Source organism: Mesorhizobium sp. B2-5-3 (assembly GCF_006441005.1).
In the GTDB taxonomy this organism is placed as follows: Bacteria; Pseudomonadota; Alphaproteobacteria; order Rhizobiales; family Rhizobiaceae; genus Mesorhizobium.
Genome location: NZ_VFUS01000001.1, coordinates 437,253 through 457,722, shown reverse-complemented (window position 1 = coordinate 457,722; position 20,470 = coordinate 437,253). Strand labels below are relative to the sequence as shown.

Below are 20,470 nucleotides of genomic sequence, written 5' to 3'. Positions count from 1 at the left end.
TCATTGGCGAGCAGGATCACCACGTCGGAATCCGGCAATCATCCGCCCTGTTTCGTGCCGAAATCGACCTTCGGCGTCTGCAATTTGTCCTCCTCGACCGTGAAATTGGCGAAGGGCTCGTTGCCGCGGAACCAGAACGTCGCCCACAGCACCGAGGGGAAGGTCCGCAGCGTCAGATTGTAGTCCCTGACCGCCTGGATGTAGTCACGCCGCGCCACCGCGATGCGGTTCTCGGTACCTTCGAGCTGCGCCTGCAGCGCCAGGAAGTTCTGGTTGGCCTTCAGGTCCGGGTATGCCTCCGACACAGCGAGCAGCCGCGACAGCGCGCTGGTCAGCCCTGCCTGGGCATCCTGGAACCTCTTGAGGGCTTCGGGATCCTTCAACGTTTCTGGCGTTACCGTGACCTGCGTCGCCTTGGCGCGCGCCTCGACCACGGCGTCGAGCGTGTCCTTTTCGTGCGAGGCGTAGCCCTTGACCGTCTCGACCAGGTTGGGGATGAGGTCGGCGCGGCGTTGATATTGGTTCAGCACCTCGCTCCATGCCGCCTTGGCGTTCTCCTCCGCCGTCGGGATGGTGTTGTAGCCGCAGCCGGCAAGCAGCGGCAGCATGACGGCCATCACCAGCAAGGCGGGCAGCGTGCGGAATGTCGGGAAAGCAAGGCGCTGGGCAAACATGATCGGTCCCCTCGGTAGAAGTTGCATGCGAAGCATTACCACAATCGGCGCGCAAGAAAACGACCTCGGCGCAGACGGTTACCGATGGGGTTACGGTCGGTCGCAAGGCGCTGTAATTGACGGAGCGAACGCGGTAAGGTCGCCACGAAACAGGACAGCATCATGGTGCAGCGCCAGGACAGCGACACCGAATCGCGCCGCATCCTCGAGCGCGTCGCGCGCGAAACCGATCCGGCCGCCACTTCGCTCGCGGCGCGGACCGCGAAGGCCGTTCGCGACCACGTCGCGGCGGCCGATGCCGACCGCGCGGATCCGATCGAAGTCTGGGGCACGCGCATTGGCCGGATAATTGGGCTGCTGCTGGCGCTGGGCCTGATGGTCTGGCTCGTGCTTTTCCTCACCCGGGGCAGTTAGGATTCCAATGAGCACCGAGCAAGCCGACGCGCCGCGCGCGGTCATCGTCATTTCCAGCCATGTCGCACGCGGCTCGGTCGGCAATCGCGCCGCCGTCTTTGCGCTGGAATCGCTGGGTTTCCCGGTATGGGCGGTGCCGACAATCATCCTGCCCTGGCATCCCGGCCATGGGCGCGCGACCCGCATCGTGCCGCCGCTCGATCAGTTCAAGGCATTGATGGCCGATCTGGAGCGCGCGCCGTGGCTGGGCGAGGTCGGGGCGGTGCTGTCGGGCTATCTCGGCGAGGCCGGCCAGGCCGAAGCCGTCGCCTCGCTGGTCGCTGCGGTCAAGGCGAGGACGCCCGACGCCGTCTATATCTGCGATCCGGTAATGGGCGATTCGGGCGGGCTCTATGTGCCGGAGCCGACGGCGATCGCCATGCGCGACCGGCTGATGCCGATCGCCGACATTGCTACCCCTAACCGCTATGAGCTGGAATGGATGGCCGGCGTGCCGTTGCCCGACCTGAAGTCGGTGATGGCCGCGGCGCTCCATGCGGGGCCTTCAACCATGCTGGTCACCTCGGCGCCGTCGATGATTTCAGGCGGCACCGGGAATCTTCTGCTCGACGGCAGCCAGGCGCTGCTCGCCGAGCACCGCGTCATCGACAAGCCGCCGAACGGTTTGGGCGACCTGACAGCGGCGGTCTACCTGGCGCGCATCCTCTCCGGCCAGCCGGCGATCAAGGCGCTGCAATCGACGACGGCGGCGGTCTACGAGATCCTGGCGCGCACGGCCAAACGCGGCGGCGACGAATTGCAGCTCGAAACCGATGCGCAGAGCCTGTCGCACCCGATGGCGATGGTGCAGCTTCGCCATCTCACGCATCCGGGGCGGGACCGCCGCGCGTGACATCGGCACGGGTGCTGGTCGGCGCGGACGGCTGCAAGGCCGGCTGGGTCGCCGTTCGGAGCGCTCCGAACGCGGCGCCTTCGGTCGAGGTCTTCGCCAGCTTCGCCGCGCTGCTGTCGGCGGTTCCCGACGACGCGATCGTCGCCGTCGACATGCCGATCGGCCTGCCTGAATTTTCGAGCAAGGGCGGGCGCGGGCCGGAGGCGCAGGTCAGGCGGCTGCTCGGGCCGCGCCAATCCAGCGTCTTCTCGATCCCGTCTCGTGCGGCACTCTACGCCGATACCGCCGAGTTCACTTCGATCGAAGCCTGGTACGCCGCGCACCGCCGGGCGAGCGACGTGGCCAGGACGACATCCGATCCGCCGCGCGGCGTTTCGATCCAGGCATTCGGCATCTTTGGCAAAATACGCGAGATCGATACGTTGCTGATCTCGCGGCCCGAACTGCGTGGCCGCGTCTTCGAATCGCATCCGGAAGTGGCTTTCTGTCGGCTCAACGGCGGGCAGGCCATGCTGCTGCCGAAGAAGGTCAAGGGCAGCATCAATCCGGCCGGCATGGCGGAACGCAAGGCGCTGCTTAGCCGGCACGGCTATGCCATAGACTTCCTCGATCAGGCGCCGCCGCGCGGTGCGGCCGCCGACGATTTCCTCGATGCGGCGGCGATGATGCTGATCGCCGGCCGCATCGCCGCCGGCACGGCACGGCCGTTTCCCGACCCGCCACTTACCGACGGCTTTGGCATACCGGTCGCCATCTGGGCGTGACAACATTGCCCAGCTTTGCGCCTGACGCAGGGCATTTCTCACCAACCCCACAATTCTGCATTGCTCGCGACGGGCTTTTACCGCTAGAGCGTTTTCTCGACCGCAACGAGCTGCCGCCTCCAACCGGAAAGCCGCCCATGCCTCACCTTCCCGACCACCTTCTTGCCGGCTACCGCAATTTCATGAACGGTCGCTATCTCACCGAGAGCGGCCGCTATCGCGAGCTCGCCCGGGAGGGGCAAGCGCCGGAAACCATGATCGTCGCGTGCTGCGATTCCCGCTCGGCTCCCGAGGCGATCTTCGACGCAGGGCCCGGCGAACTCTTCGTACTGCGCAATGTCGGCAATCTGGTGCCGCCTTACGAGCCGGACGGCGAGTTCCACTCGACCTCGGCCGCGCTCGAATTCGCGGTGCAGAGCCTCAAGGTCAAGAACATCGTTGTCATGGGCCATGGCCGCTGCGGCGGTATCCGTGCCGCGCTCGACGCCAATTCCGCGCCACTGTCGCCGGGCGATTTCATCGGCAAATGGATGAGCCTGATCGCGCCGGCCGCCGAGACCGTGTCGGCCAGCACCTTCATGACTGCGACGGAGCGCCAGACGGCGCTGGAGCGCATCTCGATCCGCTATTCCCTCGCCAATCTCAGGACCTTTCCCTGCGTCTCGATCCTTGAGGGCAAGGGGCGGCTGTCGCTGCACGGTGCCTGGTTCGACATTTCGACCGGCGAGCTCTGGGTGATGAACAAGGAGACCGGCGATTTCGAGCGCCCGGTGCTGGAGTGACCGAAACGGCACGCCAGGCGATGAACATCCGGCCGGTCATGTTCACCGTCGCCGCACTGCTGATGGCGATCATGGCCGCCCGCGCCGATGACGGCGCCATCATCAGCCGCTGGTATTCGGCCCTGCTGGTCGCCGACCGTACCGAACTTTCCGACCTGCTCGCCGACAATGTGCGCATCGAACTCGACGACCTCGGCATCGTGCAGGGAAAGCAGGAGTTCATCGCCTCGCTCGACGAATGGAAAGGTGCGGTTGCGGGTGCCGCGATCCGACACCGGATCGAGAAGAACGAAGGCGGCGTCACCACGGTGATCGCCTGCTACGACTTCCCCGACAATGACATGCTGATGCATGAGACGTTCGCCATAGCGGGCGACCGCATCACGGCCAGCACGCAGAAAGCGCTTGCGGAAAGCTGCGAAGCCTACTGACCGGCAGCGCTGTTGCGCGCGCCGGACGAGCGCCCTACATCGGTGATTTCAGCCCCTCCCGACCTGCCAGCCCGAAAGACAATCCATGCCCGCCACGAAAGCCGTCGACCTCGCCGCCCATCCGCTGACCACGTGGCAAGGGCCACTCGGCCTGCCCGATTTCGCCCGATTTGGCGACGACGAGTTCGCACCCGTCTTCGACGCGGCGCTGAAGGCGCATGAGGCCGAGATCGAGGCCATCGCCGCGAACGAGGATACGCCGACCATCGAGAACACGCTTCAAGCCCTGGAGCTCGCCGGCGAAGCGCTCGACCATGTCTCGTCGATCTTCTGGTGCCGTGCCGGGGCCCACACCAACGAGGACATCCAGGCGCTGGAGCGCGACATCTCGCCAAGGATGTCGAGGCATTTCTCGGCGATCTCGATGAATGAAAGGCTCTTTGCCCGCATCGACGACCTTTACCGGCGCCGCGAGACGCTCAAGCTCGATGCCGAGACGCTGCATGTGCTGGAAAAGACCTGGAAGGGTTTTGTCCGCTCGGGCGCGAAACTCGATGCGGATGGCAAGAAGCGGCTGGCAGGGATCAACGAGGAGCTGTCGTCGCTCGGCACCAGCTTCGGCCAGAACGTGCTTGCCGACGAACGCGACTGGGCGCTGTTCCTCGACGAGGCCGACCTGGCCGGCCTGCCGGATTTCGTGAAGAGCTCGATGGCCGAAGCCGCCGAGATGCGCGGCCAGAAAGGCCGCTACGCCGTCACCTTGTCGCGCTCGATCTACGAGCCGTTCTCGACCTTCTCGGAGCGCCGCGATTTGCGAGAGATCGCCTTCCGCGCCTTCACCATGCGCGGCCAGAATGGCGGCGCGACCGACAACACGGCCGTGGTGCGCGACATGCTGAAGCTGCGCGCCGAGAAGGCGAAGCTGCTCGGCTACGGCTCCTTCGCGGCGCTGAAGCTCGACGACACCATGGCCAAGACGCCCAAGGCGGTGCACGACCTGCTCGATCCCGTATGGGAAAAGGCGTTGGAAAAGGCCGCCGCCGACCAAAAGGAGCTGGAACGGCTGGCGGCGGAAGCCGGCAGCAACGAAAAATTCGCCGCCTGGGATTGGCGTTTCTACCAGGAGAAGCTGCGCGCGGAGAAATTCGCCTTCGACGAGGCGGAATTGAAGCCCTATCTCCAGCTCGACCGGATCATCGATGCCTGTTTCGACGTCGCGACAAGACTGTTCGGCATCACCTTCGAAGAGAGGAAAGGCATTGCCGCCTGGCATCCGGACGCGCGTGTGTTCGTGGTGAAGAATGCCGATGGCAGCGAGCGCGGCCTGTTCCTGGCCGACTATTTCGCGCGGCCGTCGAAACGCTCCGGGGCCTGGATGAGCGCACTGAAATCAGGCTACCGCCTGGGCCCCGGCGCGAGCCCGATCATCTACAACATCATGAATTTCGCCAAGCCGCCCGTGGGCGAGCCGGCGCTGCTGTCGGTGGACGAGGCGAAGACCTTGTTCCATGAATTCGGCCATGCCCTGCACGGCATGCTGACCGACGTCACCTGGCCTTCGGTGTCGGGCACTTCCGTCAGCCGCGATTTCGTCGAACTGCCCTCGCAGCTCTACGAACACTGGCTGACCGTGCCGGCGGTGCTGGAAAAGCACGCTTTGCATGTCAAGACCGGCAAGCCGATGCCGAAGGCTCTGCTCGACAAGATCCTGGCGGCACGCACTTTCGGGGCTGGCTTTGCTACGGTGGAATTCACCGCCTCGGCGCTGATCGACATGGCCTTCCATGCAAGGCCCGACGCGCCTGAGGAGCCACTTCGTTTCGAGGCCGAAACGCTCGAAAAACTCGACATGCCCGACACCATCGCCATGCGCCACCGCACGCCGCATTTCGGCCATGTCTTTGCCGGCGAGGGCTATTCGGCCGGCTACTATTCCTACATGTGGTCCGAAGTGCTCGACGCCGACGCCTTCGCCGCTTTCGAGGAAACCGGCGACCCTTTCAACCCCGCGCTGGCCGAGCGGCTGAGAAAGAACATCTATGCCGCCGGTGGCTCGAAGGATCCGGAAGAACTCTACACCGCGTTTCGCGGCAAGATGCCGTCGCCGGAAGCCATGATGGTGAAGCGGGGGCTGGTGTGATCAGCCAATTTCCCCCCTTGTGGGGGAGATCGGCTGCTTCCAGGGATCCGCCACCCTTGGCCAGATCGCCCGCTTCAGTTTCCTGTAATCCGTCACCGCCGGATTGCTGGGATACGCGCTCGGCGCCGAGAGATAGATGATCTCGGCGGCGATCGGTTCGAAGCCGGCGTAGAAATGGTTGGTCGATTTGATCAGCAGCATGTCCTTGGCCAGCGGATCGACGCCGATGTTGGAAAAAATGTCCGGCTCGAAGGTCTGCGTGCGGTTGGTGTTGAGGATGATGTCGACCTCGGTGCCCTCGATGCGGATCAACGCGGCGGGCCCGAGCGTCACCCGGCTCGGCCCGAAGCTCTGCCAACCTTCGGCGAGAACTTTCAGCACTGTGACACGGGCGTCGATCGGCTCGCCGGCCTGGGGCCCGGACTTGCCGCCGAAACGCAGGTCGATGACGGCGCCCTCGCCCGCGGCCCGGCAGAAAGTCACCGCGACCGGGTCCCATATCGTCGCCACGCCGACATTGTCGATGCCGCGGGCCAAAAGCTCCCGCAGCACGATGGTGCCGTCACCCGGCACGCCGCCGCCCGGATTGTCCCAGATGTCGGCGATGACCACCGGCCTGCCGCGCTTTTCAGCGTGCACCGCCAGCGCCCGATCGATGCCATCGCCGGCGCTCAGCATCGTCATCGCCGTCTTTTCGCGCATCGCGTAGAGCTCGCGTCCCAGCGTTTCGGCCAGCGCGTCGCCCTTGGCCTTGTCATTGTCGGTGACGACGAGGATACGCGTGCCCATTTCGGGCACATCCGCCGCCATGAAGCCATGGATGACCGAGACCGACAGCACGCCGTCCCTGCCGTGCAGCGCCTTGATACGGTCGACGAAGGAGCGCATCGGTTCGCGGCTGGTCGGCAGCACCTGGATCATGCGGCAGTCGAAGGTCGAGATGACGGGCTTGATCTCGCCACGCGCCGCGGCAAGGCCGAGCTCGACGACATGCTCGCCGCGCTCGTAGAAGTCGGTGTGCGGGAATTCGAGGAAATAGGCCATGATATCAGATGCCGCCACGCGCTTGGACGTGAGATGACTGTGCGGATCGAACTCGCAAGCGATCACCACGCCAGGCCCGACGATCTCGCGCACCCGTTCGAGCAGGTCGCCCTCGCAGTCGTCATAGCCCTGCGCCACCATGGCGCCATGCAGGCCGAGAATGACGGCCTCGACCGGCAGCGCTGCTCGGAGCTGGCCCAGAATCTCGTCGCGCAGCGCCTCGTAGGTCTGCCGCTGTACCAGCCCGCCGGGCTCGGCCCAGGTGGCGGTGCCCTCGATGACGGTCAATCCCTCTGCGGCCGCGCGCCGGCGCAGCGCGACGATCGGCGAGGAGCACAGCGTCGGCGTCTCCGGATGCTTGCCCGGCCCGGCATAGAAGGCCATCTCGAACGATGCCCTGTCGGTCGGCACCGGCGAGAAGGTGTTGGTTTCCGTCGCCAGCGAGGCGGTGAAGATGCGCATGAAAGCTCCGTAGACAGGTTACTCTTCGCTCTCGCAATTCCGGACTGAAAAACCGCCACACACTTTTTCAATGGAATTGCTATTTGACGGCCCCGAGCGCCAGCCCCCGCACGAGGTAGCGCTGCAGCCAGATGAACAGGATCGCCACCGGCAGCGTCGCCAGCAGCGTGGCGGCCATGACGTGGTGCCATTCGATGGTGTAGCGCCCGGCGACCAGCGAGAACACCTGGATCGGCAGCGTGTAGCTCTCCTGGCTGCGCAGCATGGTGAGCGCCACGACGAATTCGTTCCAGGCGTTGATGAAGGTGAAGATGGCGGTGACGGCAATGGCCGGCAGGCAGAGCGGCAGGAACACTTTGCGCAGCGTCAGCCAGCGGCCGGCGCCTTCCATCCAGGCCGCCTCCTCGAGATCGCGCGGGATGGTGTCGAAATAACTCTGCAGCATCCACACGGTGAAGGCGACGTTGAAGGCCATGTAGATGAAGCCGAGCGCGGTCGTCGATTCGACCAGCCCCCAGGCGGCCATCAACCGGAACAGGCCCAGCACCAGCACGATCGGCGAGATCATCTGCGAGATCAGCAGGAACTGGCGGAAGGCGCCATAGCCGGCAAAACGAAAGCGCGACATGGCATAGGCCGCCGGCACGGAGATCAGGATGGCGCCGACGGTGGCGATCACCGAGACATAGAGCGAATTGGCGAGCGCCCGGCCGAAGCCGGTCGCCACCCACATGTCGGCAAAATTCGACCAGCGGAATTCGCTCGGCCACCATGTCGGCGACAGCACCTCCTGCCGCGGCTTGACCGCGGTCAGGAACATCACCGCGAAGGGGAAGACCGTCACCACGATCAAAGGCGCCAGCAGCAGCCAGGCGATGACGGTACGTTTCAGCTTGCTCCTCATACGCGCTGCTCCCGCATGGCGAGGCGCACATAGATCATGGTGAAGACCAGCAATATGGCGAACATCACCAGCGACACGGCGGAAGCCTCCCCCAGTTTGCCGATGCGGAAGGCAAGCTTGTAGAGGTGAGTGACCAGGATGTCGGTCGAGTTGGCCGGCCCGCCCTGCGTCATTACCCAGATGATCGGGAAGGAATTGAAGACGTAGATGGTGTTGAGCACGATGGCGATGTTGATGAACGGTTTCAGGAGCGGAAAGGTGATTTCGCGGAACTGCTGTGCCGGCGTCGCTCCTTCGAGCGCGGCGGCCTCGTAGAGATCGTCCGGAATCGAAGACAGGCCGCCAAGGAAGATCGTCGTGGTGAACGGCACCGTCACCAATATGCCGATCAGCACCTGCATCGGGAACGCCGTCTCGGCGCTGGCCAGCCATTGGACATTGTGATCGATCAGGCCGAGGCCGAGCAGCGCCGAATTCAGCATGCCGCTTTCGCCGCTCAGCGCCCAGCGCCAGACCACCGCCGTCATGGTCAGCGACACCGCCCAGGGCAGCATGATGATGACGCGGGCAAGGCCGCGGCCGTAAAAATCGGTGTTGAGGATGATGGCGACCGGGATCGACAGAAGCAGCGCGCCGCCAACCACCAGAACGGTCCATATCCCCGTGCGCCACAGTGCGGCGACGAAATCGGGATCGGCGGTGAGGGCGGCGAAATTGGCAAGACCGCTGAATTCGCGCAGCTGGCCGAAACGGTTGACGTCATGCGTGGCGATCTGGATCAGGTCCCAGACCGGCCAGAAGATCACGATTGCCGCCAGGAACAGGCTGGGCAAGGTCAGCAGATAAGGCAGGAAACGATTTTGCATCGGCTGGCCTGTAACCTCGGCGCACGGGATCGGAAGGTTCTGCTTATGCGGATTTCGGATCGGGAGACCAAAGATGTGGCGTGCCCCGCCTGAGTGGGGCGCGCCACGGGCGCAGGGAGATACGCCTTATTTCTTCAGCACGGCGTTGGCCTTCGCCGCCGCATCCTTCAAACCCGCCTCCGGGTCGCCGCCGAGGTATATCTTCTGGATCGCATCCGACGTGATCTGGGCGATCTCCTCCCAGCCCGGAATGACCGGCGCGAAGCGCGCATCGGGCAACAGCGCGGTGAAGGCGGCGAGGTCGGCATTGTTGACGTAATAGTCCATCTTGGCCTCTTCCTTGTTCACCGGCAGGAAGCCTTCGCCTTGCGTGAACTTGGCGCGCTGCTCCGTGGTGAACAGGAAGTCGAGCAGCTTCCAGGCCTCGTCCTTGTTCTTGGAGTTCTTGAACATGATGATGGAATCGGTGACGCCGTAGGTGCCGCGCGCGCCCGTCGGGCCGGCGGGTATAGCCGCCACGCCGTATTTGAGGCTCGGCGCCTCGTCCTTGATCTGGTTGGACAGGAAGGGTGCGGTGATCATCATGCCGACCTTGCCCTGCTTGAACAGGTTCTGAACGTCCTCACGGTTGTTGGAGGTGACGCCGGGCTCCGTCAGGCCCTCGTCGATCATCGACTTGTAGAGCTTGGCGGCTTCGAGCGCGCCAGGCGTGCTCAAGCCCGATGTGCCGTCCTTGTTGAGGATCTCGGTGCCGTATGACCACATCGCATAGTAATAGTAGACGTCGGTCTCGATCTCCTTGCCCTGCAGGCCGAAGCCGAATGTGCCGGACCCCAGCGCCTTGATCTTGCGGGCGTCCTCCTGCAGCTCGGTCCAATTGGCCGGCGGCTTGGCGATGCCTGCCTTCTCGAACAGCTCCTTGTTGTAATACATGGCGCGCGCCGAAGCGGCGATCGGCAGGCCGTAGGTCTTGCCGTCCATGATCGAGGGCGACAAGAACGTGTCGATGAAGCGGCCCTTGAAGTCTGGCGTGATGTAGCTGTCGAGCGGCTCGGCGACGTCCTGCTGCACGAAGTCGATCAGCCAGCGCGTGCCGATGATCGAGAGATCCGCATTGGTGCCGGCGGTGATGTCGGTGGTCAGCTTCTGCAAGAGCACATCCCACGGCACCACTTCGAACTTGACCGTGATGCCGGGGTTCTTTGCCTCGAACTCCTTCTTGACCTCCTCGAAGTAGGGGCCGGTCTTGGCGCTGTATTCGGCGACCGTGACGCGCACCTCGCCGGCTTGCGCCTGTGCCGCGAAGGCCAGCATGCTCATTCCGGCCATCAAGCCGACAGTCCATTTCGCAATGCTCATCCGATCTCTCCCATTTTGTTCCGCGCTTTTGCGCTCCTCACGCCGATGTTGGCGCAGGATTATGTGACTTTCCTACATTATCGAGGATCTGGCCGCACGCAAGCAGATTATCGTGTTGCTTAATTACATTCCATTCACTAGCCTGCCGACATCTGCCTAGAGCAGTTCACCGTTTCACGGAAACGGAGAACCACTCTAACTCTTTGTTTTGACGCAATTCCGGACCGAAAACCGTATACACTTTCCTGGAATCGCTCGAACTGCCGGAGGAGCAAGCGCCGTGGTTTCGAAAGCCGAGTTCGAAGGCCGCACTGTCGTTGTCACGGGCGCCGGCGGCGGCCTTGGCACAGCGATCGTCGCGTTGCTGGCCGGAAGAGGCGCGCGGGTGGTCGGCTGCGATCAATCGGAGGAGGCGCTGGCAAGCCCGCACCTCGCCTCGCGCCATGTCTTCAACCTTCTCGACCGGGTTTCGGTCGAGGCAGCCGTCGCGGCCGTGCTCGACAAGGACGGCGTGCCCGACATCCTGATCAACAATGCCGGCTGGACGCGCGCGGAGACGCTCGGCGCATTGACGACCGACAGGATAGGGCAGGAAGTCGACCTCAACCTGACCGGCGTGATGACTTTTGCCGACCCGCTGGTCAAGGCGATGGCGGCGCGCGGTTCGGGCAGCGTCGTCTTCATTTCTTCCGTCAACGCCATCGCCCATTTCGGCAACCCCGCCTATGCCGCCGCCAAAGCCGGTATCAACGCCTATGCCAAGGCGATCGCCGTCGAGCTCGGCCGCAGCGGCGTTCGCGCCAATGTCGTCTGTCCGGGATCGATCCGTACCGCCGCCTGGGACCATCGCCTGGCCAAGAACCCCGACATTCTCGGCAAGCTCCAGCGGCTATATCCGCTCGGCCGCATCGTCAATGCCTCGGAGGTGGCGGAAGCCGTGGCGTTTCTTGCCTCCGACCGGGCGTCCGGCGTAACGGGCGTGGTGATGCCGGTGGATGCCGGCCTGACCGCCGGCTGCCTGCCGTTCATCGACGACATAGTGGGAGCGTGACCATGACCGACGTCCAGTTCCGCGACCTTTCGAAATCCTTCGGCCAGCACAGCATCCTCGAGAACATCGACCTCGACATCGAGAGCGGCGAATTCGTCGTGCTGGTCGGCCCGTCCGGCTGCGGCAAGTCGACCTTGCTGCGCATGCTGGCCGGACTGGAAACGATAAGCTCGGGCGATCTCGTCATTGGCGGCGTGCGCGCCAACGACCTGCCGCCACAGCAGCGCAACATCGCCATGGTCTTCCAGTCGTATGCGCTGTTTCCGCACCTCAAGGCCTCCGACAATATCGGCTTTGGGCCGAAAATCCGCGGCGAGAACCGCGCCGCGGTCGAGGACAAGGTCAAGAAGGCATCCGGCGTCCTCAATCTGTTCTCCTATCTCGACCGTTACCCCCGGCAATTGTCGGGCGGTCAGCGCCAGCGCGTCGCCATGGGCCGCGCCATCGTGCGCGAGCCCTCGGTCTTCCTGTTCGACGAACCGCTATCCAACCTCGACGCGCAATTGCGGGTGCAGATGCGCACCGAGATCAAGGCGCTGCACCAGAGACTGAGATCGACGGTCGTCTATGTCACCCACGATCAGATCGAGGCCATGACCATGGCCGACCGCATCGTGGTGATGGATCGCGGCCGAATCCAGCAGGTCGGGCCGCCACTGGAGCTCTATGACCGGCCGGCCAACAAGTTCGTTGCCGGCTTTCTCGGCTCGCCCTCGATGAGTTTCGTTTCCGGGTCCCTCAAGACGACGGCCACGAACAGCTGGTTCGAATCGACCGGCGGCGGAAAGCTTGCGCTTGCCGGCAAAGAGGTGCGGACAGGCGGCGCGGTGGAGGCCGGCATCCGGCCCGAACATTTTGTCATCGGCGAAGCTGCCGACGCCATGACCATCAAGGTGGACGTCGTCGAGCCGACGGGCTCCGAAACGCATGTCTACGGCGCCATTGGCAGCGATACGGTGCGCGTCGTCTTCCGCGACCGGATGCAGGTGAAGCCGGGCGACCGCCTGCCGGTCTCGGTCGAGCCGCGCAACGTCCATCTTTTCGACAAGGCGACGGGCCTGCCTCTATGAAAGCACAAGCGTGAAGACACCGGCATGAAGACACCGGCCGACATCATCACCCGGTTGCAGCTGATGTCGCAGGACGGCACCAAGTCGGATCGCCGGCTGGCGGGCCTGGTCCTGTCCGATCTCGATTTCGCCTCCAAGGCGGCGATCTCGGAGATCGCCGCGCGCGTCGGCGTCAGCGAGCCGACGGTGACCCGCTTCTGCCGCAATCTCGGCTGCGAAGGCCTGCGCGACTTCAAGTTCTATCTGGCGCAGGCGATCGCCATTGGCGGACAGTATCTGTCGCCCGAGCCGCTGAGCCGCGACGCCCGCGAGCAGCGCATCGCATCGGCCATCACCGAGGCGGCGATATCGGCCATCCAGCGCGCCAGTGAAAACCTCGACATGACGACGCTGGTCGATGTCGCCGCGCGCATTGCCACGTCAGGCAACGTGCTGTGTGTCGGCTCCGGCGGCATTTCCTCGATGATGGCGACCGAGATGCAGAACCGGCTGTTCAGGCTGGGCCTGCCGGTGCTGGCGCAGATCGACGGGCAATTGCAGCGCATGTACGCCGCCGTGGCCACGCCCGACACCACGCTGGTCGCCTTCTCGGTTTCCGGCTATGCACGGTCGGTCATCGAGGCGGTGCAGGTCGCGCAGCAATATGGCGCCACAACGGTCGCCGTCACCGCGCCGGACTCGGCATTGGCCAGGGCCGCCGACACCGTCATCCATTTGCAGCCGCTCGAGGACGGCAACATCTACAAGCCGACATCGTCGCGCTATGCGCTGCTGGCGATCGTCGACATGATCGTCACGTCGGTGGCCGAGACGCGCGGACCGAAGGTGCTGGAGAATTTGCGCCGCATCAAGCAGAGCGTGAACACGCTGAAGGTCGACGATCCGCGTTTGCCGCTGGGCGATTGAACTTCAGGCCGAAGCACTGAGTGCCTCGATGCGCTGCATCAGCACCTGGGGTTCACTCGTCACGCGCAGCGTCTTGAGCCGTGCCGTGCCGCCGGCGACAACCGAAACGGCCGAGGCCGGCACTCCAAGCGTCTTGGCGGCCAGCTTCTCCAGCGCTTGATTGGCGGCGCCGTTTTCGGGTACGGCGCGAACCCGTGCCTTCAAATGGCTTCGCCCATCAGCCGATCTCTCTATGCCTTCGAACCTGTCCATGGAAGACTTCGGTGTCAGCCGGACGAACAATTCGATGCCGTTCTCGCGGATGCGGAACGGGGCACTCATGCGAGCATCGGGTTCACAGCACCAGCGGTGCCACGGTGGTGAGCAGGAACTGCCTGAGGAAGAACAGGATCAGCAGCAGGATGATCGGCGAGATGTCGATACCGCCAAGGTCCGGCATGAAACGTCGGATCGGCCTGAGCGCCGGTTCGGTCAGCCGGTAGAGCATATTGCCGATGCTGCCGACAAACTGGTTGCGCGAGTTGACGACGTTGAAGGCATAGAGCCAGGAAAAGATCGCCGAGATGATGATGACCCACCAATAGAGGTCGAGCGCCATGACGATTGTTTGAATGAGGGCGAGCATGCCGGTCTCCAATTGTTGCCGACATGTAGCCATTGCGCGCGAAACCGGCAAGGGCAGGCTTCGGCCGCCAGGATTTCGGCAAAACGTCGCCTTGACAGAAAACTGCCGTGCCCGATAAATGCGCCATCCGCTGGACGGGGCTGTAGCTCAGCTGGGAGAGCGCGTCGTTCGCAATGACGAGGTCAGGGGTTCGATCCCCCTCAGCTCCACCAGCGGGATAGTCGTTTTCTTCTCTTCGATGCATTGCAACAGCCGAACCCACGTCGGTGGCTACGGTGCGAAATGTCACGACACCGGCGCCCTTTTCGGTCCATCATGAAAGATTGCGAGAGCCTTCCGGGGCAAACGCCTGTCAATTGGACTTATGGCGGTGATCGCTATGGAATCGCGCTATTTTTTTTGGAATCCACCCCATTAGAGTGACATTACCAAATCAGTTTTTTCTGTGTGTTGTAGCAAGGCGTTTCGGTGGGGGCGGCTGACGGCGCTATACGGATTTGGAAGTCGATATGAAGAACCCGCCCGCGGAAGCAAAACGTGTCAATTCGCGAGTATCTCGCTGCAAATCTCAGACGGCTCTGTAAGGAGCATGCCTCGGTAAGCGCGGTATGCCGGGAACTGGGCATCAATCGCACGCAGTTCGAACGCTACCTTCAGGGACAGACTGTCCCGAACAAAGCGACAGCCAAGCTGATCTGCGACTATTTCCGCATCGACGAAGCCGAATTGTACCGGGAACCGGGCGCGCCGAAGCCTGCGGTTCGCGGCCTGCCACCGATTTCCGAAAGCCTGTTCAACCAAATGATCCGGCCGCCCGCCCCGTCGATCGCGGGCGGCACCTACTTCACCTATTTTTCGATCCCGGCCCGCCCCGACCTGTTGATGCGGTCGGTGACCTTCGTGCGGCGCGACGCCGAGCTGGTGACGTTCCGAAGGGTTACCGGATGGTCGGAGCGCCGGGGAACGACATGGGCGCGGGCGCGCGGCAATCATTACGGCGTGGCGATCTCGCGCCTGAACTGGATCTATTTCAGCGGCGTCAATCGCCGCCAGACCGGTGAACCATCGCTGATCTCGGTGCAGTGGGCTCCCATCTCGGAACCGGTACTGATTGGCAAGGCCATGCTTCTGACGGAAGCCGGGCCGGCCTTCGTGTCGGTCATCATGCGGCAGGACGTATCCATCGGCCCGCGGCAGGCGATCCGCATGGCGCACGTCGTCAAGCTCGATGACCCGAGCCTCGACCACCTCGTGGTCAGCCTCGCTCGGGACGGGCTGGACTGATCGCGTCAGAATCTTCCCTTGTTACGCTAAATAAGAATAACTCTATCCGGAAATAGCGTATGCCGGCAGTCATCTACTCCGTATATGAGTAAAATCGATTTTTTGTATTTTAAGGCTAAGAAAGATAATTTAGATTAACGCAGCTTTACTACCATTTTAACAAACCATTAACTCTTTCGATCTTACCTTCCGCCCGTGGATCCCGTTTTGGGGATTTTTTCAACAGATCCCATTTGGGGTCAGGAAGGGATGAAAATGCCGAAGAAAGTGAACACTGCTCCGAAGTTGACGATTGCCGCAGGCACCCAGACCGTCTTCTTTTCGCAGGGCATGCACTACAACAAGCGCTGAGCTGCCCGAGGCGCCGGCGGCGGTTGTTCGTCGGCGCCTCGCCTTCGCAATGACATTTCTGCATTCGGCTTTCGGCATCATGAAAATGCGCTCCGCAAAAACGCTTGTCTTCTACCCCGGCGCCAACAAGGTCACGGCGTGCAATTTCCTGACCAGAAGCGTCTTCGAATGCAGTTCCGAGGTGATCGGTCTTCTCGCATCCTGGGACAAATGGGCATCCGCCGCGGAGATCGCGCGGGACCACGGATGGTCGCGATCAGAGCTGGATGCCGTCATCCCCCAATTGCTCGATTTTTCCGCACTGGTGACCGCCGGGTCGCAACTGGCCGAACAGGAGAGCCAATTCTCGGGACAATGGAACTGGGGCATTCCGACCGCGCTGATGCATTTCTGCGTCCAGGACAGCGAGTTCATGACCATCGAACAGGCGGAGGCACGGCAGATCGAACGCGCCGGTCACACCGTGCAGCCCGACCTCGTGCTCAGGAATTCCGCGGCGGCCATCCGGCTGCCGGACGCGCTGGACGACAATGAACTCATTGCCCTGATGGCCCAGCGTCGCACGAACCGAACAGCGGCGGCGCCCACCGTCACCGCGAAACAGCTTTCCGACTGCCTGTTCGCGGGCATGGGCATCACCGGCGAGACCAGCAACTGCGTTGGCGCCCTGCCGCTGGGCATGACCCCTTCCGGCGGCGCGAGAAATCCCTACGAAGCCTATGTGGTCGCGCCGGCGGTGGAAGGGCTGGAACCCGGCGTCTATCACTACTCGGCTGTCGGACACGATCTTGAAAGGATTTCGGCGAACCACCTGCCGAAAATCTCCGAGCTGGTCGGCGGACAGGAATGGGCCGACCCCATGCCCTGCCTGGTCCTGCTCTGCGCAAGGCTCGACCGCACCATGTGGAAGTATGAGGACGCCAACGCCTATCGTGTCGTGCTGATCGAAGCTGGCCATATCGGCCAGAACATGATGCTTGCAGCGACCAGGCACGGCCTGTCGGCCTGCCCGACCGCGGCGCTCAGCCACTCGGCGATCAAGCGCTTGCTCGGCCTCGACCGGCTCACCGACGCGCCCATCTACGCCTTGACCCTGTCTATCCCGGAAACCAATCCGCGCCTGGCAGCGCGGTCAATCAATTAGCCGATTGATTATGTTCAGAGTGCCCGGTGAGGGGGTCCCCTGAATTCCACCACATCACAGGAGCAGCACGTGGCCAACCAATCCCTACGCCAGTCCGAGATCGATAGTCTCCAATATATCGCATCGATGGCCAATGAGCTGGTGCAGATGGCCGAAGCAAGCCGTTTCCCCATGATCTCCTATCTGCTGGGCATGGCTTATGCCGAGGCCTTCGACGTCCTTCGCGGCGCCCGGCCGGCCAGGCATCCGCAGCTCAGCGGCAATTCGATGCACCCCAGGACGCAGGCGAAAGACAATCGCGTCCAGCCGAGGAGGGCATAGCCAGATGCAGCCATCATCTCTGTGGCGTGCCCCGGGGACGTGCGCGGCAAGGCCTGCTGCCGTCCTTGAGGAAGGCCGCTGTCGGCTTGACCGCATCGAGATGGCCGATTGGTTGGAACACGCGGGCGCAGAGGCAACATCATCCAAGGCCGGCCGGCCGATGCCGCTGCGATCCCTGCAATGATCGCCCGCAGCCCGCCGAACCGGCCTTTATGCACGACGACCTGAGGGGAACCCACAAATGAACATGATCGCAGCCATCAAAAGCGCCGATGTCGGTGAAAATGTCTTCAGCCGCCTCCATGCCCTGATCGCCAGCCGGCCGGCATCGCCGGATGCGGCGCGCCTGCAAGCGCGCCAACTGGTTTCCACGGCGATAGCCGACACCTGGCATGCCGACAGTCTCTGGGGCGCGGTGGATGCCTTCCATGCCCATTTCGACTTCATGATGCAGACCATCGAGATCAACGGCACCGGCGATCCGAACCTCAGGATCCTGCGCATGAGATGCCGCTTCTACCTCGAGCAGGTCGAGGCTCTGTGTCTGTCGATGAGCTATCGGTAGGCCGACCCTTCGACCTTGCTTTGATCCGTGTATGTCGTTTCTCCCGAACCGGGTTCAGTTTTGGGCGGCATGCATCAGTTCCGAAGGCTGAATACGAATGGCGCCGTGCGGCTGACGCGCGAACCCAGCTCCGGCGGCGGTGGCGGCACGGTGGCGCCCTGCAGCACGGCGAGCGCGGCGCGGTCGAGGTCGGGATCGCCCGAGGAGCGGACGATGCGCGCCGACGTCACCCGGCCTGAGGCGTCCACCGTGAAGGTGACGTTCGCATTGCCTTGCGAGCGTCGCGATTTCGCGGCGCTCGGATAGCGCGTATGCCGTTTGATCCATGACAGCAGCCGCGATTCCCACTTGGCCGGGCTGACGCCGGACGCCCCGGACGCCGATTTCGGCGCCGCCGTCCTGGTGGCGGGCTTTGCCTCCGCGCTCGCGGCGGTTACCGTCTTCGGCGGCGGCGCCTTATCCTTCTTCGGCTTGGGTTTCTCGACGGGCTTTTTCACCTTGGCCTGGACGGGATTCTTTTCCTTGGGCGTCTCGACCGGCTTCGGCTGCGGCAGCGGCACGACGACGTCAGGCGCGACCGTCTCGACCATGTCAGGGACGATCTCTTCAAGCGGGGGTTGGTCGGCCGGCTCAGCCCGCGTCGTTCCAGTCGGTTCGGTCGTGTCAGGCGGCGTTGCATCCGGCTCGGCAACGGGCTCCGCTTGCTCGACCATTTTCTCGGGCTCGGCTTCGGCGGCCTTTTCGGTGTCCTCGACCGGCTCGGCCTGGTCGGGCACAGCGGCGTCCAACATCGCGGCTTGTTCGGGCACGGCCGGCGTCGCGACCATCGGCGCCATCTCGATGGCCAGCGCCGGCGGCGCCCCGCCATCCGCCGGGTCGACCGGGCTGAAGCTCTGCACCGCATAGGCGACGGCAACATGCGCCCCAAGCACCAGCGCGGCCGCAACCGCCCACAGGCCGAGGTCGCGCCAGCCGAGGCGCGACAGCTCCACCGTTGGCGAGGCGGCCGCTTGCCCGGTCATGGACCAGCGGCTCCGCTTGGCGCCACTGCGGGAGCATCGCCGGCGTGCGCAGCCTCCAGGCCGACCAGGGCGATCTTCAGGTAGCCGGCGCCGCGCAGCAGGTTCATCGCCTCCATCAGGTCGCCATAGGCAACCGCCTTGTCGGCGCGAAGGAAGATGCGCGCCTGCTTGTCGCCTTTGGTCCTGCCGTCCAGCGTGGCGGCGAAAACCTGGCGCGGCACGGTGTCGTTGCCGATCGCTAGCGAGAGGTCATCCTTCAACGTCAGGAACAGCGGCGTCTCCGGCCGCGGCGCCGGCGTCGCGGTCGAGCCCGGCAGGTCGACATTGACATCCACCGTCGCCAGGGGCGCTGCAACCATGAAGATGATCAGCAGCACCAGGATGACGTCGATGAAGGGCGTGACATTGATCTCGTGGCTTTCCTCGAGATCGTCGTCCATGGCCTGACGGATGCGGCTGCCCATGGTCTTGCCCCGCTACTGCGCCGCCAGCGCCGTTGCCGGCGCCACCGTGCGGAAATCGAGGTCGCGGCTGACCAGCCGCTCGACGCCAGCCGAGGCGTCGGCGAGGATCTGCCGGTAGCCGGCTATCGAGCGCGCAAAGACGTTGTAGATGACGACGGCCGGTATCGCGGCGACGAGCCCCATTGCGGTGGCGAGAAGGGCTTCGGCAATGCCCGGCGCCACCACCGCCAGATTGGTGGTCTGCGCCTGCGAAATGCCGATGAAGGCGTTCATGATGCCCCATACCGTGCCGAACAGACCGACGAAAGGCGCGGTCGAGCCGATCGTCGCCAGCAGGCCGGTGCCGCGCGACATGCGTCGCGCCGCCGCCGCCTCGATGCGTGTCAGGCGCGAGGCGACCCGTTCCTTCAGCCCGTCGCCGCCGGCATGGTCGAGCGCGCCGGCCGAAAGTGCCGCTTCTTCCTCCGCCGCCCGCACCAGCAGGGCGCCGGTGCCGCCGTTGCGGCCGAGCGCGCGGCTCGCCTGCTTCAGCGTCGCGGCATTGCCGATGGCCCGCGCGGCGCGACGAGCGCCAAGCTTGCCGGCAAGCACTTCCAGCGACTTGGCCAGCCATATCGTCCAGGTGACGAGCGAGGCGAAGGCCAGCCCGATCATCACCGCCTTGACGATGATGTCGGCAGCCATGAACATGCCCCATGGCGACAGATCATGCGGCAAGCTCAGCGCCGGCGAGGGCTCGGCCGCCGTACCGGCCCCGGCTTGCGGCTGTGCAGGCGCTAGGGCTCCCACGGGAGCGGCGGGCGCGGCCGGCGATGGTGCTGGCGCCGTAATGGTAGCGGGCGTGCCGCTTGCCGGCTGCTCCTGCGCCGGCGCGCTGGCGGCCGCCAGCATGGCGGATGCAAACAGCGCTGCGACCAAACCGGTTCTCGACATCG

The 20,470-nt window shown here is 64.0% G+C and carries 23 protein-coding genes and 1 tRNA gene; 14 read left to right on the top strand and 10 right to left on the bottom strand.

The window, feature by feature from the left end; all coding sequences use genetic code 11:
- Window positions 1-38 precede the first annotated feature (38 nt).
- On the bottom strand, window positions 39-674 hold the full coding sequence (locus FJ867_RS02375; RefSeq protein ID WP_140514006.1) for a LemA family protein: 636 nt from the start codon (window positions 672-674) through the stop codon (window positions 39-41).
- Window positions 675-836: 162 nt separating this feature from the next.
- Here FJ867_RS02375 and FJ867_RS02370 point away from each other — a divergent pair, with 162 nt between their 5' ends.
- The 6 genes from FJ867_RS02370 (at window position 837) to FJ867_RS02345 (ending at window position 6,097) form a co-directional block, all read left to right on the top strand.
- The gene (locus FJ867_RS02370) at window positions 837-1,088 is read left to right on the top strand and encodes a hypothetical protein (RefSeq protein ID WP_140492477.1); all 252 of its coding nucleotides are present in this window, start codon (window positions 837-839) and stop codon (window positions 1,086-1,088) included.
- Window positions 1,089-1,095: 7 nt separating this feature from the next.
- On the top strand, window positions 1,096-1,980 hold the full coding sequence (gene pdxY / locus FJ867_RS02365; RefSeq protein ID WP_140625382.1) for a pyridoxal kinase PdxY: 885 nt from the start codon (window positions 1,096-1,098) through the stop codon (window positions 1,978-1,980).
- Entirely contained in the window at window positions 1,977-2,744 is a 768-nt protein-coding gene (locus FJ867_RS02360) for a DUF429 domain-containing protein (RefSeq protein ID WP_140816432.1), read from the top strand. Before pdxY ends, FJ867_RS02360 begins: the two co-directional genes overlap by 4 nt.
- Window positions 2,745-2,881: 137 nt before the next feature.
- Window positions 2,882-3,526 carry a carbonic anhydrase gene (locus FJ867_RS02355; RefSeq protein ID WP_140492485.1) on the top strand — a complete coding sequence of 215 codons (645 nt, stop codon included), beginning with the start codon at window positions 2,882-2,884 and terminating at the stop codon, window positions 3,524-3,526.
- Window positions 3,527-3,546: 20 nt separating this feature from the next.
- Window positions 3,547-3,957: a nuclear transport factor 2 family protein gene (locus tag FJ867_RS02350; RefSeq protein WP_181165207.1), complete on the top strand. Its 411-nt coding sequence runs from the start codon at window positions 3,547-3,549 to the stop codon at window positions 3,955-3,957.
- Between the two features lie 85 nt (window positions 3,958-4,042).
- Window positions 4,043-6,097: a M3 family metallopeptidase gene (locus FJ867_RS02345; RefSeq protein WP_140816430.1), complete on the top strand. Its 2,055-nt coding sequence runs from the start codon at window positions 4,043-4,045 to the stop codon at window positions 6,095-6,097.
- Here the strand turns inward: FJ867_RS02345 and FJ867_RS02340 are convergent, their stop codons facing one another.
- From FJ867_RS02340 to FJ867_RS02325, 4 genes are all read right to left on the bottom strand, one after another.
- Window positions 6,098-7,603: a M81 family metallopeptidase gene (locus FJ867_RS02340; RefSeq protein ID WP_140816428.1), complete on the bottom strand. Its 1,506-nt coding sequence runs from the start codon at window positions 7,601-7,603 to the stop codon at window positions 6,098-6,100. It lies immediately after the preceding gene.
- A gap of 79 nt (window positions 7,604-7,682) precedes the next feature.
- Window positions 7,683-8,507, bottom strand: a complete 825-nt coding sequence (locus tag FJ867_RS02335) for a carbohydrate ABC transporter permease (RefSeq protein WP_140554800.1) — start codon at window positions 8,505-8,507, stop codon at window positions 7,683-7,685.
- Window positions 8,504-9,373, bottom strand: coding sequence for a sugar ABC transporter permease (locus FJ867_RS02330; protein ID WP_140554801.1), 870 nt, complete (start codon window positions 9,371-9,373; stop codon window positions 8,504-8,506). Before FJ867_RS02330 ends, FJ867_RS02335 begins: the two co-directional genes overlap by 4 nt.
- 126 nt (window positions 9,374-9,499) lie before the next feature.
- Window positions 9,500-10,732, bottom strand: coding sequence for a sugar ABC transporter substrate-binding protein (locus FJ867_RS02325; protein WP_140554802.1), 1,233 nt, complete (start codon window positions 10,730-10,732; stop codon window positions 9,500-9,502).
- Between the two features lie 280 nt (window positions 10,733-11,012).
- Here FJ867_RS02325 and FJ867_RS02320 point away from each other — a divergent pair, with 280 nt between their 5' ends.
- The 3 genes from FJ867_RS02320 to FJ867_RS02310 are packed head-to-tail and all read left to right on the top strand — an operon-like array spanning window position 11,013 to window position 13,759.
- Window positions 11,013-11,783, top strand: coding sequence for an SDR family oxidoreductase (locus FJ867_RS02320; RefSeq protein ID WP_140816426.1), 771 nt, complete (start codon window positions 11,013-11,015; stop codon window positions 11,781-11,783).
- A 2-nt stretch (window positions 11,784-11,785) separates the two neighbouring features.
- A complete protein-coding gene (gene ugpC / locus FJ867_RS02315; protein ID WP_140816424.1) occupies window positions 11,786-12,853 on the top strand; it encodes a sn-glycerol-3-phosphate ABC transporter ATP-binding protein UgpC in 1,068 nt (355 codons plus the stop codon).
- 24 nt (window positions 12,854-12,877) lie between these two features.
- The gene (locus tag FJ867_RS02310) at window positions 12,878-13,759 is read left to right on the top strand and encodes a MurR/RpiR family transcriptional regulator (protein ID WP_140492512.1); all 882 of its coding nucleotides are present in this window, start codon (window positions 12,878-12,880) and stop codon (window positions 13,757-13,759) included.
- Window positions 13,760-13,762: 3 nt separating this feature from the next.
- Here FJ867_RS02310 and FJ867_RS02305 read toward each other — a convergent pair whose 3' ends face one another.
- Both FJ867_RS02305 and FJ867_RS02300 read right to left on the bottom strand, forming a co-directional pair.
- Window positions 13,763-14,080, bottom strand: a complete 318-nt coding sequence (locus FJ867_RS02305; RefSeq protein ID WP_140816422.1) for a DUF167 family protein — start codon at window positions 14,078-14,080, stop codon at window positions 13,763-13,765.
- 13 nt (window positions 14,081-14,093) lie between these two features.
- The gene (locus FJ867_RS02300) at window positions 14,094-14,384 is read right to left on the bottom strand and encodes a YggT family protein (RefSeq protein ID WP_140492518.1); all 291 of its coding nucleotides are present in this window, start codon (window positions 14,382-14,384) and stop codon (window positions 14,094-14,096) included.
- A gap of 136 nt (window positions 14,385-14,520) precedes the next feature.
- On the opposite strand from FJ867_RS02300, the gene FJ867_RS02295 reads away from it, so the two are divergent.
- The 5 genes from FJ867_RS02295 (at window position 14,521) to FJ867_RS02270 (ending at window position 18,049) form a co-directional block, all read left to right on the top strand.
- Window positions 14,521-14,596: transfer RNA gene (locus FJ867_RS02295), tRNA-Ala, on the top strand.
- Between the two features lie 325 nt (window positions 14,597-14,921).
- Window positions 14,922-15,668: a helix-turn-helix transcriptional regulator gene (locus tag FJ867_RS02290; RefSeq protein WP_140492521.1), complete on the top strand. Its 747-nt coding sequence runs from the start codon at window positions 14,922-14,924 to the stop codon at window positions 15,666-15,668.
- A 400-nt stretch (window positions 15,669-16,068) separates the two neighbouring features.
- Window positions 16,069-17,163: a SagB/ThcOx family dehydrogenase gene (locus FJ867_RS02280; protein WP_246672611.1), complete on the top strand. Its 1,095-nt coding sequence runs from the start codon at window positions 16,069-16,071 to the stop codon at window positions 17,161-17,163.
- A gap of 69 nt (window positions 17,164-17,232) precedes the next feature.
- A complete protein-coding gene (locus tag FJ867_RS02275) occupies window positions 17,233-17,484 on the top strand; it encodes a hypothetical protein (protein WP_140492525.1) in 252 nt (83 codons plus the stop codon).
- Window positions 17,485-17,725: 241 nt separating this feature from the next.
- The gene (locus FJ867_RS02270) at window positions 17,726-18,049 is read left to right on the top strand and encodes a hypothetical protein (protein ID WP_140524636.1); all 324 of its coding nucleotides are present in this window, start codon (window positions 17,726-17,728) and stop codon (window positions 18,047-18,049) included.
- A gap of 74 nt (window positions 18,050-18,123) precedes the next feature.
- Here FJ867_RS02270 and FJ867_RS02265 read toward each other — a convergent pair whose 3' ends face one another.
- The 3 genes from FJ867_RS02265 to exbB are packed head-to-tail and all read right to left on the bottom strand — an operon-like array spanning window position 18,124 to window position 20,468.
- A complete protein-coding gene (locus tag FJ867_RS02265; protein WP_140816420.1) occupies window positions 18,124-19,071 on the bottom strand; it encodes an energy transducer TonB in 948 nt (315 codons plus the stop codon).
- Entirely contained in the window at window positions 19,068-19,535 is a 468-nt protein-coding gene (exbD, locus tag FJ867_RS02260) for a TonB system transport protein ExbD (protein WP_140673900.1), read from the bottom strand. Before exbD ends, FJ867_RS02265 begins: the two co-directional genes overlap by 4 nt.
- A 12-nt stretch (window positions 19,536-19,547) precedes the next feature.
- A complete protein-coding gene (gene exbB, locus FJ867_RS02255; RefSeq protein ID WP_140554808.1) occupies window positions 19,548-20,468 on the bottom strand; it encodes a tonB-system energizer ExbB in 921 nt (306 codons plus the stop codon).
- Window positions 20,469-20,470 lie beyond the last annotated feature (2 nt).

Bases quoted from the DNA above. Each gene is read 5' to 3' on its own strand.
- FJ867_RS02375 (WP_140514006.1), bottom strand. From the start codon at position 674: ATGTTTGCCCAGCGCCTTGCTTTCCCGACATTCCGCACGCTGCCCGCC.
- FJ867_RS02370 (WP_140492477.1), top strand. From the start codon at position 837: ATGGTGCAGCGCCAGGACAGCGACACCGAATCGCGCCGCATCCTCGAG.
- pdxY (WP_140625382.1), top strand. From the start codon at position 1,096: ATGAGCACCGAGCAAGCCGACGCGCCGCGCGCGGTCATCGTCATTTCC.
- FJ867_RS02355 (WP_140492485.1), top strand. From the start codon at position 2,882: ATGCCTCACCTTCCCGACCACCTTCTTGCCGGCTACCGCAATTTCATG.
- FJ867_RS02350 (WP_181165207.1), top strand. From the start codon at position 3,547: ATGAACATCCGGCCGGTCATGTTCACCGTCGCCGCACTGCTGATGGCG.
- FJ867_RS02345 (WP_140816430.1), top strand. From the start codon at position 4,043: ATGCCCGCCACGAAAGCCGTCGACCTCGCCGCCCATCCGCTGACCACG.
- FJ867_RS02340 (WP_140816428.1), bottom strand. From the start codon at position 7,603: ATGCGCATCTTCACCGCCTCGCTGGCGACGGAAACCAACACCTTCTCG.
- FJ867_RS02335 (WP_140554800.1), bottom strand. From the start codon at position 8,507: ATGAGGAGCAAGCTGAAACGTACCGTCATCGCCTGGCTGCTGCTGGCG.
- FJ867_RS02330 (WP_140554801.1), bottom strand. From the start codon at position 9,373: ATGCAAAATCGTTTCCTGCCTTATCTGCTGACCTTGCCCAGCCTGTTC.
- FJ867_RS02325 (WP_140554802.1), bottom strand. From the start codon at position 10,732: ATGAGCATTGCGAAATGGACTGTCGGCTTGATGGCCGGAATGAGCATG.
- ugpC (WP_140816424.1), top strand. From the start codon at position 11,786: ATGACCGACGTCCAGTTCCGCGACCTTTCGAAATCCTTCGGCCAGCAC.
- FJ867_RS02310 (WP_140492512.1), top strand. From the start codon at position 12,878: ATGAAGACACCGGCCGACATCATCACCCGGTTGCAGCTGATGTCGCAG.
- FJ867_RS02305 (WP_140816422.1), bottom strand. From the start codon at position 14,080: ATGAGTGCCCCGTTCCGCATCCGCGAGAACGGCATCGAATTGTTCGTC.
- FJ867_RS02300 (WP_140492518.1), bottom strand. From the start codon at position 14,384: ATGCTCGCCCTCATTCAAACAATCGTCATGGCGCTCGACCTCTATTGG.
- FJ867_RS02280 (WP_246672611.1), top strand. From the start codon at position 16,069: ATGACATTTCTGCATTCGGCTTTCGGCATCATGAAAATGCGCTCCGCA.
- FJ867_RS02270 (WP_140524636.1), top strand. From the start codon at position 17,726: ATGAACATGATCGCAGCCATCAAAAGCGCCGATGTCGGTGAAAATGTC.
- FJ867_RS02265 (WP_140816420.1), bottom strand. From the start codon at position 19,071: ATGACCGGGCAAGCGGCCGCCTCGCCAACGGTGGAGCTGTCGCGCCTC.
- exbD (WP_140673900.1), bottom strand. From the start codon at position 19,535: ATGGGCAGCCGCATCCGTCAGGCCATGGACGACGATCTCGAGGAAAGC.
- exbB (WP_140554808.1), bottom strand. From the start codon at position 20,468: ATGTCGAGAACCGGTTTGGTCGCAGCGCTGTTTGCATCCGCCATGCTG.